At 53.1% G+C, this 14,389-nt stretch carries 16 protein-coding genes and 1 tRNA gene; 13 read left to right on the top strand and 4 right to left on the bottom strand.

Annotated features, from left to right (window positions below; all coding sequences use genetic code 11):
* The first annotated feature begins 164 nt into the window (after positions 1-164).
* The 3 genes from BN4275_RS15350 to BN4275_RS15340 all read left to right on the top strand — a co-directional run bounded on the left by BN4275_RS15350 (position 165) and on the right by BN4275_RS15340 (position 3,941).
* Positions 165-692 carry an RNA polymerase sigma factor gene (locus BN4275_RS15350; RefSeq protein ID WP_066459860.1) on the top strand — a complete coding sequence of 176 codons (528 nt, stop codon included), beginning with the start codon at positions 165-167 and terminating at the stop codon, positions 690-692.
* A 19-nt stretch (positions 693-711) separates the two neighbouring features.
* Positions 712-3,426, top strand: coding sequence for a beta-propeller domain-containing protein (locus BN4275_RS15345; protein WP_066459859.1), 2,715 nt, complete (start codon positions 712-714; stop codon positions 3,424-3,426).
* A 62-nt stretch (positions 3,427-3,488) separates the two neighbouring features.
* Positions 3,489-3,941 (top strand): YaiI/YqxD family protein, encoded by a 453-nt coding sequence (locus BN4275_RS15340; protein WP_066459857.1) that lies wholly within the window; start codon positions 3,489-3,491, stop codon positions 3,939-3,941.
* 47 nt (positions 3,942-3,988) lie between these two features.
* On the opposite strand, the gene rpsR is transcribed toward BN4275_RS15340, so the two are convergent.
* The 3 genes from rpsR to rpsF all read right to left on the bottom strand — a co-directional run bounded on the left by rpsR (position 3,989) and on the right by rpsF (position 5,109).
* Positions 3,989-4,249, bottom strand: coding sequence for a 30S ribosomal protein S18 (gene rpsR / locus BN4275_RS15335; protein ID WP_066459852.1), 261 nt, complete (start codon positions 4,247-4,249; stop codon positions 3,989-3,991).
* A gap of 65 nt (positions 4,250-4,314) precedes the next feature.
* Complete coding sequence (locus tag BN4275_RS15330; protein ID WP_066459851.1) at positions 4,315-4,770, bottom strand: single-stranded DNA-binding protein; 456 nt, start codon at positions 4,768-4,770, stop codon at positions 4,315-4,317.
* 21 nt (positions 4,771-4,791) lie between these two features.
* A complete protein-coding gene (gene rpsF, locus BN4275_RS15325) occupies positions 4,792-5,109 on the bottom strand; it encodes a 30S ribosomal protein S6 (RefSeq protein WP_066459850.1) in 318 nt (105 codons plus the stop codon).
* Positions 5,110-5,331: 222 nt separating this feature from the next.
* Between rpsF and BN4275_RS15320 the strand changes: the two genes are divergently transcribed.
* From BN4275_RS15320 to BN4275_RS15305, 4 genes are all read left to right on the top strand, one after another.
* Complete coding sequence (locus BN4275_RS15320; RefSeq protein WP_079988314.1) at positions 5,332-6,867, top strand: NAD(P)H-hydrate dehydratase; 1,536 nt, start codon at positions 5,332-5,334, stop codon at positions 6,865-6,867.
* 41 nt (positions 6,868-6,908) lie between these two features.
* Entirely contained in the window at positions 6,909-7,445 is a 537-nt protein-coding gene (locus tag BN4275_RS15315; RefSeq protein WP_066459849.1) for a hypothetical protein, read from the top strand.
* 241 nt (positions 7,446-7,686) lie between these two features.
* Positions 7,687-8,064, top strand: a complete 378-nt coding sequence (locus tag BN4275_RS15310) for a type II toxin-antitoxin system PemK/MazF family toxin (protein WP_066459847.1) — start codon at positions 7,687-7,689, stop codon at positions 8,062-8,064.
* A gap of 162 nt (positions 8,065-8,226) precedes the next feature.
* Positions 8,227-8,709 carry an acyl-CoA thioesterase gene (locus BN4275_RS15305; protein WP_066459845.1) on the top strand — a complete coding sequence of 161 codons (483 nt, stop codon included), beginning with the start codon at positions 8,227-8,229 and terminating at the stop codon, positions 8,707-8,709.
* Here BN4275_RS15305 and BN4275_RS15300 read toward each other — a convergent pair.
* Positions 8,706-8,900 (bottom strand): hypothetical protein, encoded by a 195-nt coding sequence (locus BN4275_RS15300; protein WP_066459843.1) that lies wholly within the window; start codon positions 8,898-8,900, stop codon positions 8,706-8,708. The two genes, BN4275_RS15305 and BN4275_RS15300, sit on opposite strands and share 4 nt — an antisense overlap.
* 139 nt (positions 8,901-9,039) lie before the next feature.
* Here BN4275_RS15300 and BN4275_RS15295 point away from each other — a divergent pair.
* The 6 genes from BN4275_RS15295 (at position 9,040) to BN4275_RS15270 (ending at position 14,174) form a co-directional block, all read left to right on the top strand.
* Positions 9,040-9,116 (top strand) — tRNA-Pro (locus tag BN4275_RS15295).
* A gap of 257 nt (positions 9,117-9,373) precedes the next feature.
* Positions 9,374-10,060, top strand: coding sequence for a FadR/GntR family transcriptional regulator (locus BN4275_RS15290; RefSeq protein WP_066459842.1), 687 nt, complete (start codon positions 9,374-9,376; stop codon positions 10,058-10,060).
* A 52-nt stretch (positions 10,061-10,112) separates the two neighbouring features.
* Entirely contained in the window at positions 10,113-11,258 is a 1,146-nt protein-coding gene (locus BN4275_RS15285; RefSeq protein WP_066459841.1) for a mandelate racemase/muconate lactonizing enzyme family protein, read from the top strand.
* Between the two features lie 20 nt (positions 11,259-11,278).
* Complete coding sequence (locus BN4275_RS15280) at positions 11,279-12,343, top strand: TRAP transporter substrate-binding protein (protein WP_066459839.1); 1,065 nt, start codon at positions 11,279-11,281, stop codon at positions 12,341-12,343.
* A 53-nt stretch (positions 12,344-12,396) separates the two neighbouring features.
* Positions 12,397-12,879, top strand: a complete 483-nt coding sequence (locus BN4275_RS15275) for a TRAP transporter small permease (protein WP_066459837.1) — start codon at positions 12,397-12,399, stop codon at positions 12,877-12,879.
* Positions 12,876-14,174, top strand: coding sequence for a TRAP transporter large permease (locus BN4275_RS15270; RefSeq protein ID WP_079988313.1), 1,299 nt, complete (start codon positions 12,876-12,878; stop codon positions 14,172-14,174). The genes BN4275_RS15275 and BN4275_RS15270 overlap by 4 nt, the downstream gene beginning before the upstream one ends.
* The last annotated feature ends 215 nt before the right edge of the window (positions 14,175-14,389 follow it).

The following is a 14,389-nucleotide window of genomic DNA, read 5'->3' as shown; positions in this document are numbered from 1 at the left end:
AGATGTTTGCGGCGTTATAAAAACTGTGGTATAATGAATGCCAGTCCGAAAAGGACCGGCATTCATTCTTTTTTGCAGAAAATTTTCCGTATATGCAGTAATTTGCAGGTTTGCATTCACTATATGTATGAACCGTTTGGTGGAAAAAATGGTGGTTAGTAAAAATGGTTGTTGACGTAAATGCCGTCAGGCAGGCGCGACTAGGGGACAAGGATAGCTTTGCCGAGGTTTATCAGCAGATTGCTGATGACCTTTATAAAGTTGCGCTCTATTCACTGGGCAATTCCCACGATGCGCAGGATGTCGTCAGCGAAACCTTTATAGAGGCTTTTAAGGGCATCAAGAACCTGCGCGATGACAACAGTTTCAAACCATGGATCATGCGGATTCTCTCCATCCGCTGCAAACGGAAGATCGGGCAGTACATAAGCGGCCGCAATGAAATGGATATCGATGATTTCCTGGATTTGCAGGATGAGCGGGACGGCGTGGAGGAACAATCCACCCGTAAGCTCGCGCTTCTCAACGCATTGGATACCCTCACCGCCCAGGAGCGGCAGATTGTCGCGCTTGCGGTGATTCAGGGCTATACCGTGCGTGAGACGGCCGAAATCCTGGGCGCGCCGCAGGGAACAGTCAGCTCGAAATTGCACCGCACGCTCAAAAAGCTGCGGGCGCAGCTGGAGAAATAAGCGAAGGGAGTGAATGTGTATGAATCGGAAGAAACAGCAGGAATTGCAGAACGATCTGGAATTTCTCCGCGAACGTTTTGGCGAACTTGACGGGGAAATCCAGCTGCCGCATTCGCTCAGCGCGGAAATGCTGCGGTATAAATTGGAAAATATTGATCTGATAGCGGAAAAGCCCAAAAGAAAATATCCTGTCTGGTTGAAACCGATTGCCGGTGTTTGCGCCTGTTTTGTACTGATGCTGGGCGTTTACCAGGTCTTTAACAGTCAGGCGGTCAAATCGGGCGGCGCGCTGGAGGCGCCTGCGCCGATGATGGTTTCAGACATGGCGGCGGCCCCCGCTGCGGCTGAGAAAAACGAAAAGATGGCGGCGCCGGAAATGGCCGCGCAGGCGCCGTCTGAGGAAGATTCGGTCCCGATGGTTGCTGCGGGAACGCCGGAATCAAAACCTCTTGAGTGGAACCCCGCCGCTGGCGGTGCGGATGAGGCCACAAGCGCTTCTTCATCGGACAGCGCGGCGTCTGTCCAGCCGGATGAAGCATCCGAAGATGACGGTTTGATGTTGCCGAAGCAGGTGAGCGGTCGGGACGAAGATACAGGCAGCAAAGATAAGGGGACGGGCGGCAAAAAGACCGAAAGCCGCAACCCCGATACCGCCGGTTCCGGCAGGCCGGACGATATGGAAAGCAGCGATGCCGCACAGGACGATGAGGATGACGGGCTGGCGATTACGAAACCGCAGGGTGCGGGCATTTCCTCCGCGGAAAAGAATGACACAGCCCCGAAATCTGTTGTAACTGATGGGATAGAGGACACGGAGGTGGAAGATGCTGCCGAAGCGGTTATGGAAGAATCTGTAGCAGAGGCAGCGGATGTCGCGGACGAAGCATTGGCGGTCTCCCCGCGTGTTGCGCAGCCCCGCGCGGCAGCCTTTGCGCTGGGCGCGTCCGACGCGCAGGCAAAAGCCGCGCAGGACTATGCCCAGGTACGCGACGCGGTTTATCAAATGTCCGGCGGCGTTCAAAGTTATACGGACACGAACGATACGGCGGATGGCTCTGCGAAATATAACCCGGCAACTGCCGGCGCAGGGGATGCGCAGCCCGGTACCGGGGGGAGATTTTCCGGGACCAATACCCAGGAAGCGGGCGTGGATGAAGGCGATATTGTCAAGACCGACGGCGAGTACCTTTACAGTTATGTGGCAAAAAACGCCACCTCAAAATATCCCGCGATTTTTATCACCGACGCGGACGATCTGGAGGTGACTTCCAAGATCGAGCTGAAAGCGGGACGGATTGAGGAGTTTTATGTCACGAAAAATCGTCTGATCACGGTCCAGTCGTCTAATTTCACCCTGAACGCCAAGGTGCCGGACGATACAGTTATTGAAAGCACTGGCGAAGACCTCTATGAGGAAATCCAGGAGCAAAATTCTAGAAAGCGCATGCCGAATACCGACGATCCGCGGGATCGCCGGATGGCGCAGGCGGTCGTTTATGATATTTCCGATCCGGAAGATCCGGAGCAGATCAGAACTTTCTCACAGGATGGCGGGTATGTGTCCTCCCGGATGGTGGACGGCGTGCTGTATCTCGTGAGCAACCGGTATGTGAGCCCGGATTTCGCCCGCAAGGATACCAGAATGGAGGAACTCGTCCCGGTCGTCTATGACAGCGTGGAGGGCTCCGCACGGCTGCTCAAACCAAAGGAGATCGCAATCGCGCCGGACAGCAGGAGCGCCAGTTACGCGGTGGTGTCTGCGGTGAATGTCCGCAGCGGCCGCGCGGAGACCAAAGCGGTGCTCGGCGGCGGTGACGGAGTCTACATGTCAGAGGATAACCTCTACGTCTACTACCAGACCGCAAACAGCGATCTTCAGTCGGGCGTTTCGAGCTACACGACCACCAACATTGTCAAGATCGGCGCAAACGGGGCTGACCTGAGTCTTGGCCGCACTGGCCATGTGGACGGTTATGTCTACGGGCAGTTCGCGTTCAGTGAGTATAAAGGCAACCTGCGGGTTGCAACAACCGCGGATTACCCGAGCGGGAAAAGTTCCAACAATGTTTATGTCCTCGATAAGAACATGCGGCAGGTGGGTGCGCTTACAGGGTTGGCGCCCGGCGAATCGATCTATTCGGTTCGTTATATGGATGATAGGGCTTATCTCGTGACCTTCCGGCAGGTTGACCCACTCTTTGCGATCGACCTGAGCAACCCTGAAAAGCCCAGGCTGCTCGGCCAGCTCAAGATCCCGGGCTTCTCGGAGTATCTGCATCCGGTTGACAAGAATACCTTGATCGGTATCGGCCAGAGCGCGGACAACAACGGGCAGACCGATGGGCTCAAGCTCAGCATGTTTGACGTCTCAAATCCGGCCTCACCGAAGGAACTGCATGTCTATAACTTGGGCGGGCAGGGAAGCTGGTCCGAGGCGCTCGATAACCACCGGGCGGTGCTTTTCGACGCGCGCAGCAATCTGATTGCTTTTCCGGCGGACATTCGGTCGGCTGGAACGAACGAACAGACCTACTTTGTGTTCCGTTTCAGCAAGTCGGACGGCTTTACCTTGGAAAAAGAGATTATTCATGGCGACGACGAGCGGGTCGACAGCTTCGAAGAAGTTCAGCGCGGGCTTTACATCGGTGATACGCTTTACACCTTCTCGCCGAGCTATATTGTGAGTTATGATCTTGGTACCTTTGAGAGGAAGGATTCAGTTAAACTGAAATAAACCAGCAATCCCCGCCGTGAAAACCACGGCGGGGATTTTATGCCAAAAAGAGGAGGGACCTCATGCGGATTTTAGTGGACGCGGACGCCTGCCCGGTCAAAAAACAGATCGTGGAGCTTGCCAAATACCGTCGCCTGCCGGTCATCATGCTGATCGACACCAGTCATGTAATAAACGACGGCTACAGCGAGGTCATCACAGTGGATAAAGCGCGCGATAGTGTGGACATCAAGCTCATCAATCTTCTGAAAAAGGATGACATCGTTGTGACACAGGATTATGGCGTGGCGGCAATGGCGCTGGGGAAGGGAGCAAAAGCCCTCAACCAAAACGGCATGGTTTACGATGCGGACAATATGGACCGTCTGCTGTTTGAGCGGTATTTGGGCGCGAAGGTGCGCCGCGCGGGAGGCCGCACCGCAAATATCAGAAAGCGTTCCCCCGCGGATGATGAATCCTTTTCCGCAGCGCTTGCGCAGCTGCTGGATGCGACGGAAACAGGTTCAGCGCAGTAAAAAACGCCCCGATCTTCCGATCGGGGCGTTTTTGAACATTTTTTCAATCAGTCGCTGATATAAGGCAGCAGGCCGATGTGGCGCGCGCGTTTGATCGCGATGGTCAGTTCGCGCTGATGACGGGCGCAGGTGCCGGTCACGCGGCGGGGAACGATCTTCGCGCGCTCGCTGAGATATCTCCGCAGGCGGGGGACATCCTTGTAATCGATGGGGCCGAGCTTATCGACGCAGAATGAGCAAACTTTTTTTCTGCCTTTTCTGTTTCCGCGCGGGCCTCTATTTTCTCTTTCGGATCTCTCGAAAGCCATGATACAAACCTCCTTCAATGGTATTCATTCAATATGCCGGATTGGACGGGGATGTGTTCTGTCAATCAGAACGGCAGGTCGTCGGAATCGGCGGCCATTTCGGAGAAGTCGCCCACATCGCCGCTCGCATAGGAAACGGCGGGCTCGGGAGGCGCCTGGGTCGGCGCGGGCGCGGAATAGCTCTGGGAAGAGCTGGACGCGCTTTTGCTTTCACCGAACTGGACGTTGTCGGCTACAACTTCGACTGCGGTGCGCTTATTGCCGCTTTTGTCCTCATAGCTGCGGGTCTGGATCGAACCTTCCACAATGATCATCTTGCCCTTGTTGAAGTATTTCGAAACGAACTCGGCGCTTTGACGCCACGCGACAATATCGATAAAATCGGCCTGGCGTTCGCCGCCGCGGGAGCTGTAATTGCGGTCAACCGCGATCCGGAAAGAACAGACCGAAACGCCGTTGGGCGTTTGGCGCAGCTCGGGGTCAGCCACAAGGCGGCCCATCAAAATTGCCCGATTCAACATAACACTTGCACCATCCTTGTCTTACGCTTCCTGCTTGACTTCCGCAGGCTCTTTGGTTACGATCAGGGTACGCAGAACGCCGTCCGTGATTTTGTAGATACGATCCAGCTCAGCGGGGAACTCAGGGGTCGAAGTGAATTCGACGACCACATAATAACCCACAGTTTCATCGTTGATCGGATACGCAAGGGCTCTCTGTCCCCAGGTATCGACGTTGACGATGGTCGCATTCTCGCTGATGAGCTTGTTGAATTTCTCAACCAGAGCGGTTACGCTCTCCTCACCATTTTTCATGCTGAATACCATTACGGTTTCGTAGTTGGCTTTTACCTGTGCCATTTGAACACCTCCTTTTGGACTTTTGGCCCCGGGTCGATGCCCGGAGCAAGGATGTTTGGGCCAGCAGGGCAGAATTGTCCTGAGACTTAACTCATAAATTATACCAGCGCGGCGGCGAATAGTCAAGCCCCGATCTTCGATTATTTGTACAAGTTTTCGCTGTTTTCTGCTTCTCAACTGTGCTATAATTTTTTTAGAATATGGCAAGGGGTGACAAAATCCATGTTGATCGTAACTTCTCAGCAGATGAAAACGATTGAAGCGAACGCTTTAAACTATTCGCTCAGCTATGAACGGCTGATGGAAAACGCTGGCTCCGCGGCCGCGGCCGTGATCCGCCGCACCATGGAGGTGGACGGGCGTTTCGCGACCATCTTCTGCGGGCGCGGGAACAACGGCGGCGACGGCTTTGTTGTGGCGCGCAAACTCTGCGAGGCGGGTGCGAACGTCGCGGTGGTGCTCACCGACGGCGAGCCGCGCACCGAGGAAGCGAAAGCCATGCTCCGGCTGATCGGCGTGATGGAGGTGGCGGTTGTCGAATACGGCGACGACCCGCAGTATCTGGCCGAACGTCTTGCGGAAACCGACCTTCTGGTGGATGCGGTTTACGGGACAGGTTTCCATGGGGAGCTGGATGAGCGCCACCGCGACATCTGCCGGCTGATAAACGGAGTGGAGGTCGAAACCTTCGCGCTTGATATCCCGAGCGGTGTGAGCGCAAACAGTGGGTTTGCGGACGCATGTGCCGTTCGGGCGGATGTGACGATTGTGTTTGACAGCGACAAGCCTGCCTCTGTGATGCCCTGTGCGCAGAAATACTGCGGCAAGGTGGTGGTGGCGGACATCGGTATCCCGCCCGAGGCGCATGCGGATATCATTTCCAACTATACGCTTGTGGACGGCGGTTTTGTTTTCGACCGCCTCCCAATGCGTATGCGTGAGAGTCACAAAGGCGATTACGGAAGGCTTTTAAATATTGCGGGTTCACAGAAATACATGGGGGCGGCAACCCTTTCTTCGCTCGCGGCGCTGCGCGCCGGGGCGGGCTATGTGACGCTTGCCTCCACCAAGGAGGTCTGCCGCACCACGCTGCCGATGCTTTTGGAAGCGGTGATGCTTCCGCTCAGGCAGACTCCGGACGGTTCGATTTCCGCGCAATCGATCGATGAAATTCTTGCGGCTGTGCCTAAGAGCGATGCTGTCCTGATTGGCAATGGGATCGGCACCGGTGAAGATGCCTGCCGCATCGTCTACGAGGTGATCCGCGCGGCAAAATGTCCGCTGATTATCGACGCGGATGGTATAAATGTGGTTTCGCGGAATATAGATATCTTAAAGGAAGCAAACTGCAAAATTGTACTGACCCCGCACATCGGGGAACTTTCCCGGCTGACCACACTCCCCATCCCGCAGCTCAAGCAGGATATTACCGGCTGTGGGCTTGCTTTTGCCAAAGAATATGGTGTGACGGTGGTGCTCAAGGACGCCTACACCTGCACCGTGACCGCCGCGGGCCATGTCTACATCAATACGACCGGAAACGCTGGGCTTGCCCGCGCGGGCAGCGGCGACGTGCTGGCGGGACTGATTGGAGCGTTTGCCGCGCAGGGAAGGGAACCGGAACTGGCAGCGGCCTGCGGCGTGTGGCTGCATGGAATGGCTGGGGACTATGCGGCGGAAGAGTTTTCCCAGTATGGGATGCTCCCACGTGATGTCATCGATATGCTCCCGCGCGTTTTTTGTGACCACGAACGGTGATCGCGGGGCGGATACAAATCGCAGTTTCGGAGGTGCAAACGATGCGTAATAAACTGTTGTGTATCCTGCTGGCGGTGGTTTTGGCACTAAGCTTTTTCGGATGCGGCGGCAAAGAAAATTCCCAGGCGGCATCCGAACAGGTGAAGAAGGCGGCGGAATCCTTCCAGACGACCGCGAAGGTGAAATACCGGGAACTGGAAACGGTGATGACCATCTATAAAAAGCCGATGAACTGCGCGGTGGTGGGATTTGAAAGCCCTGACAGCCTGCGGGATATGAAGATGACTTTTTATCCGGATAAAGTCGCCCTGCAATATAAAGAGATGTCCTTCGACTTCGCGCCGGACAGCCTGCCCGGACAGGCGGCGGCAAAAATGGTGCTGTCAGCGTTAAATGCCGCATTGGCGGATGAAGGGATCACAGTCGAGCAGCAGGATAAAAAGCTCCTGGTCAGCGGTACGATTGACGAGGGGGCCTTTTCACTCGTGATCGATGCGGAAAATGGAAATATTTTAAAGCTTGTGATTCCTGAGAAAGAGCTTGAGCTGGAGGTCTTAAATTTTAAAATCCTTGAATAATAAAACGATATGGGAGAGGCCCGTGCATTTTAGCACGGGCCTTTTTGCTGTCAAAATGCGGTGGCGGACAATATGATGTAATACCCGGCTTTGTTTACTGGAGAAACTTTTGTACTCTGCCGGGAGCTGCCGGACGTACGGAAACTTTTCCCCTAAGGGCTGTTTAAACGGCGTCCGGATGGTTCAGAATATCTGTGGACGTAAAACGTGCCATATGAAAAATCCACGGAGTGTGATATACGTGACCGTTAAAAGGGGAGAGATCTACTACGCCGACCTGAGCCCGGTGATCGGGTCCGAACAGGGCGGCGTGCGGCCGGTGCTGATTGTACAAAACGATGTTGGAAACCGTTACAGCCCCACTGTGATTGCGGCCGCAATCACAAGCCAGAAGGAAAAATCCAAGCTGCCGACCCACATCGAGATCAATTCGCAGGTGTGTGGACTTTCACGGGATTCGGTGGTGCTGCTCGAGCAGATCCGCACCATCGATAAAAAGCGGCTGAAAGAAAAAATGGGCCGCTTGGATGATGGTTCCATGGGGCAGGTGAACCATGCGTTGTCAATCAGTTTCGGCTTGGGAGACAATCCACAAGGCAGCCAAGGCGCACTTACATAAGTGTGCGAAAGCCGCCTATGACAGTAAAGTACGACATCTGTAGCAGATTTGACGCCACATCCAAAGCACTCGTTGGATGTGGCGTTTTCATATGGAATTGCATTTTAGAATATGAACCATTATAATAGAAAAAGATATAGAAAATACATGGAAGGAATCTTTATGGAAAAGTACAATAAAACCAAACGGGTATCAGAGTCCCGCACCGAACAAATCCAAATCATCATGCCGGAACACATAAACGGGTTCGACCGGCTTTTCGGCGGTCAGCTTGTGGAATGGATCGATGTGGTCGCAGCAGTGGTGGCGCGCCGCCATTCAAACTGCAATGTGACCACCGTATCGATCGACAATCTGCACTTTAAAGCTGCCGCCCATGTAAACAATACGGTTGTACTGATCGGACAGATGACCTATGTGGGGACAACGTCGATGGAAGTGCGGGTGGATACCTTTGTCGAACGGATTGACGGCAGCAAAAAGCTGGTCAACCGCGCCTACCTCACGCTGGTTGCACTGGACGACAGTGAGAAACCCACGCCGGTTCCGCGCCTGCAATTGGAGACAGAAGAAGAGCGCGCCGAATGGGAGGCCGGCGTCAAACGGGCGGCGCTGCGAAAACAACGCCGGATCGAACAGTTTTAATCCGACGTGTTTGTCCCATTAGAAGGGGAATCCGGCTTGGGCTTTGTGTCAACGGTCATTGTGTCCGGACAGCCTGCGCACATGCTGCCGGGCACGTAGTGCCCTTTTTTGCGCATCCGGTTGACTGCTATGCAAGCGCCAATCCCGATCACAAAGATGATTGCGAGGAGGATCCATTCAAGTGGACTCATAGACGCACCTCCGGCTTTTTCTTTCATTATACGGGTCAGATGGATGCGGTGCAATCCAAAGATTAAAGCAGATTTTTTACAAAAAATCCTCTTGATTTTATTGGGCATATATGCTAATATAATATAGCTGTTTGGATATCCGGATATGGCGCAGTTTGGTAGCGCGCTACCTTGGGGTGGTAGAGGCCGTGGGTTCAAGTCCCGCTATTCGGACCACAGCATAAGCTACATTTTGACCTTGCGATGCAGGGCCGAAATGTAGCTTTATTTTTTAACAAAACCTTCATGATATACTGATTTTTAGTAACGATTGTGGAGGTTTTGCCATATTCAAATCTGATATGAGTCATGAGCAGCTGTTGAATCTGCCCAAAATTACAGAGAAAAGTTTTTCATAAAAAAGAAGCATTTGTATTGAAATAAAATAACATATATGATATCTTATATGTGAAAAAACAAAAAAGGGTGCTTACATGAATCTGTTAGAACAAACGCAGCAGCAAATTGAAAAAATGATTCTGAATAAGGAATATGACGAGAACAATTATCTGCCTAGTGAAGGGGAGCTTTGCAAAAAATTTGAAGTAAGCCGTGCCACCGTCCGCGAAGCGGTGCGATCCATGGAAGTGCGCGGTTTTCTCAAGCGGGTGCATGGCAAAGGACTCCAAGTGATTGACAACAGTGTAAAAGTAATGACACGTTCAATTGCCGACATGATTTCACTCCGGGATTGCGATTTGTCAGAACTCATCGAAGTGCGTAGGATCATAGAGGTGGAAGCAGCGCGGCTCGCGGCGGATCGGGCGGACGAACAGGATTTGGAACAGCTTCGTAAGTCGCTTGCAGTGATGGAAAACACCGAAGTGATGGACGACAACTACTACCACAATGACCTGGAGTTCCATGTCAATCTGGTAAAAGCGTCCAAAAATAATATGCTCAGTGCCATTGTCAGCGCCTATACGCCGCTGCTGTGGGATGTCGTCGTCGCGTCTTCGCAAACGAATTATTGTATTGAGCGGCGGCATCATTTTCATCGGGACGTCTACGACTGCATTGTAAAGCGTGAGCCGGACGCGGCTGCTGAGAAAATGCGGATTCACCTGCGTGCCACCAGTGAAAATGTCGAGACCTATCAGAAAAACGGAGAAAGGAAGTGATTCATTTTAATATTAGTTATATGATATCATATAAGTTGGAGGGCGTTAATCATTGAAAATACGTGAAGTCAAGGCGCACATTATTCAGGCGCCGCTGGAAGAACCTTTCGCGTTTTCGCAGGGATGGGTTTATAATCGCAGTTCGATGATTGTGGAGGTTATCTGCGCGGACGGAGAAAGCGGTTTTGGGGAATGCCTCTGTCATGGAATGCAGCCTCCACAGATTGCGGCGGCATTTATCCAAAACTGTTTTGCCCCCCGCATGGTCGGGCGAGATCTCTTTGACGTGGAGGTCCTTTGGGAGGAGCTTTACAACATATCCCGGCCGTTTGGCCAGCAGGGAGCAGCTGTCAACGCGCTGAGCGGAGTTGATATTGCCCTGTGGGATGCGATCGGTAAACAACTGGGGCAGCCGGTTTGCAATCTGATCGGCGGAAAGTTCCGCGATAAGGTTCAGGCATACGCAACCGGATTCTACCGCAAACAGGGCCGCAGCTATCCGGAGGAGGCCATCCGCGAAGCCGCTGGGTACATCGAAAAGGGATTTCGCGGGATGAAGCTCAAGACCGGGTTCGGCGCGCAGGAGGATATCGGCTATATCCGCGCGGTTCGGGAAGCGGTGGGGAATGAGATTCTGCTGATGGCGGATTTCAACTGCGCCTATAACCAGGCGGTTGCGCGCAGAATCCTTTTAGAACTGCAGGAAAGCAGGCTGGAATTCTTTGAAGAGCTGCTCGCGCCGGAAGATATGGAGGGCTATGCAGCAATCCGGAATTTGACCCCTTCGTATATCGCGGCGGGGGAGAATATTTTTGGGAAGATCGCATATAAGCAGTGGCTCGAGAAAGGTGCGCTGGATATTTACCAGCCGGACCTGTGCTCAAGCGGCGGCTTCACCGAATGCAAAAAGATCGCAGCACTCACCCAGGCCTATAATGCAATGCTGATTCCGCACGTATGGGGTTCCGGCGTTGGACTGGCGGCATCCTTACAGTTTATCGCGACGCTTCCGGCGGCCCCCCTGTGCATGAAGCCGAAAGAGCCAATGCTTGAATACGACCAGTCGAGCCATCCTTTCCGCTTGGATCTGATCAATGACGGGGTTGTTTTCAGGAATGGGTTTGTGGAGGTCCCCAATGCTCCGGGAATCGGTGTTGAAATAAATCGGGAAGTCCTCAAGAAATACCGCATCAACTGAGAGAAAAGGAGAAGTTTACTATGAAAAAACTGACAGCGTTTATTATGTCGGCAGTCATGATTTTGACTTTTGCAGCCTGCTCCGGCGCAGCGCCCGCGTCGTCCGCTCCACAGCAAGGTAATACGGCGGCGCCAGCCTCCTCATCGCAGCAATCGGAATCCACAGGCGCAAAGATCACCCTGAAAATCGGCAACAACCAACCGGATACCCATCCCTGGAACCAGGGAATTGCGGATTTGACGAAACTTGCGGCGGAATATTCCGGCGGCAGAATCGAGATTATCAACTATCCGAATGCCACCTTGGGAACCGAACCGGATATGCTGGAAAGCGTCCGGGAAGGATCGCTTGATATGGTGATCAGCGACCCGACTGTGGGGACCACCTTCTGTAAGGAGCTGGAGCTGTTCTCGCTGCCATTCCTTTTCCGCGATTATGACCATTGGCAGAAAGCGCTGGACGGTGAGCCTGGACAAAAATATGCGGACCTGATTGAAGAGAAGTCCGGAGGCTTGAAGATCCTTGGTTATTGGGGCGGATCCACCCGCAATGTGATCGCGGTGAAGGGGCCGGTTAAGAGTGTTGACGATCTGCAGGGCTTTAAACTGCGCCTTGCGCCATCCGATCTGAAGTTTAAGGTTTGGGAAGCCGTTGGCACGCTCCCGGTCACAATCGCTTTTGGCGAAACTTATTCCGCAATGGCATCCGGACTCTGTGATGGCATGGAGAATGAGATGCCGTCGATCTTGTCGGCCAAATTCTACGAGCCGGCGCCTTATTTCACGTTGACCGGGCACGAAATCACAGTGCGCCCGCTTTTCGTAAACGCGGAAAAATATAACGCTATGGAACCGGAAATGCAGCAAGCGCTTGCGAAAGCCGTTGCCGAGGCCACCGCGCTCGCCCGCCAGTATGAAAAAGAAGCTGGGGAAGCCGCACAGAAACAGATGGTTGAGGAATTCGGCGTGGAACTGTATGAGATTGATAAAACCCCGATTATGGAACGGACAAAGCCTGTGTTTGAGGAATTCGGAAACACGTCCGGACTCAATGACCTGATTGCAGAGATCCAGGAAGTTCAGTAAATTGAGAATCGCAGGCGGCGGAAGCCGCCTGCGCGTTTGGGAGGGAACACTTATTGAAACGGATTTCTGATGGACTTGAAAAAATAATCAGTGTCGTCCTGTTCTTTATTATGACGGTGCTTGTGGTGATCACCTTTTTACAGGTGTTCAGCCGTTTTATCCTGCATATCCCGATCGCCTGGAGCGAAGAAGTGATCCGGATGAGCTTTGTATGGATGATTTCCCTGGGATCAGCGGTTGCCATAAAAGAAAACAGCCATTTGGTTATGGATATGCTCACATCTGCCGTTTCCGAGAAGATGCGCAAGGTTTTACGCATGATTGTTCTGGTGCTGATACTGGGGGTCAGTGTGATCCTTTTGGTGGCGGGCGCAAACTACGTGGTCCGAAGCATGGGGAAAACCGCTGTGACAATGCCGATCCCCTCCAACTGCGTCTACATAGCCATCCCGGTTTCAGCAGTTGTCATGATATTTTATACAGTGGAACAGGCCATCTTGGAACTGAACCGTAATCGAAAGGAGGCAGCTTCGTGAGCCCATTGCCCATTCTTATTCTGATCGTGGGTATGATCCTGCTGATGCTGCTGGGTCTGCCGCTTGCTTTTTCCATTCTGGCAATTTCCACGGCGGTGCTTGTTGGATTCACGGATCTGCCGTTTTGGCAGATCGTCCAACGTTTCTTTGCCGGAATTGACAGCTTTGTCCTGACAGCAATCCCATTTTTCCTGCTGGCGGGAAATCTGATGAATTCAGGGAAAATTACGGATAAGCTGATAGACCTTTCTTCCGCAGCGGTGGGACATATCCGTGGCGGACTGGCCCATATTAATGTCCTTGTCAGCTTGTTGTTTGGTCACCTGTCGGGCTCGGCGGTCGCGGATACTTCGGGCATTGGAACCATCCTGATCCCGGCAATGATCCGCAAAGGGTATACCAAATCGTTCACGGTCGCGGTCACTGCAACCTCATCCGTATTGGGTCAGATCATTCCGCCCAGCCTGATTATGATTATCTATTCCGCCACAGCCGGTGCAAGCGTTCAAGCGCTGTTCGTGGCTGGGATGGTTCCAGGCCTGATGCTGGCGCTCACGATGATGGTGGTTTCTCTGGGATATGCCATCAAATTCCATTATCCGAAAGAGGCGAAGTGCACCTTCCGAGAGTTCCTGATCACATTTCGGAAGGCCGCTTTGGTGCTTGTCATGCCGCTTATTATCATCGGCGGCGTGCTCACCGGTGTTTGTACTGCCACCGAAAGTGCGGTGCTGGCTGTTGTTTACAGTCTGATCATCACAATTTTTGTTGATAAGACCCTGACGCCCAAGGATTTGCTCCCCATCTTTGTGAAGTCTGCGAAGGGGGCGGCGACGAGTCTTTTCTGTATTGGAGCGGCGAGTGTCTTCGGTTACCTGCTGGCTTATTTCCGTACAAATGAATATGTCATGCAGCTGATGACCGATCTTAATCTGTCGAAGGCAGGATTCATGCTGTTCACTATCATCCTGTTTTTTGTTCTTGGTGCATTTATGGATGCGACCCCGGCGATCTGCATCTTTGTTCCGATTGTCGTTCCGGCCGGCTTGGCCCTTGGGCTGCATCCGGTGCATCTGGGCATGATCATTTGCTTGGTTCTGTCCTTTGGCCTCGTGACGCCACCGTACGGGTTGTGCCTGTTGCTGGCCTGCCAAATTGCAAAGATCGAACCGCAAAAGACCTTCCGGGATTTGTTTGTTATGCTTGGCGCGGTGGTCATAACGCTTCTGATCATCATCTTCTTCCCGGATTTCATCTTGGCCCTGCCGCGGCTGGTCGTTCCCAAATACATGTAGGATAGCCAGGAAATCTCTGACTTTGATTAAACAGAGGAGCCGCCTCCAAACTGGGGGCGGCTCCTCTGTACTTTGAAAGCTGTTCCGGAAAATTGGATAGGCCCGAATGAGAAAATCTGCTGGCGGTAGCCTGACAGCGGGGCTCTGCATCGTCGGGGCGGCTGCCGGTACTTATGCAGGGGGACTTGCGCGCAGCACCTGCGATTTGACGGAGT

Origin of the sequence: Anaerotruncus rubiinfantis, from assembly GCF_900078395.1 — a bacterium.
GTDB classification, from domain to species: domain Bacteria; phylum Bacillota; class Clostridia; order Oscillospirales; family Ruminococcaceae; genus Anaerotruncus; species Anaerotruncus rubiinfantis.
This window is presented reverse-complemented; position numbering and strand designations above follow the sequence as displayed.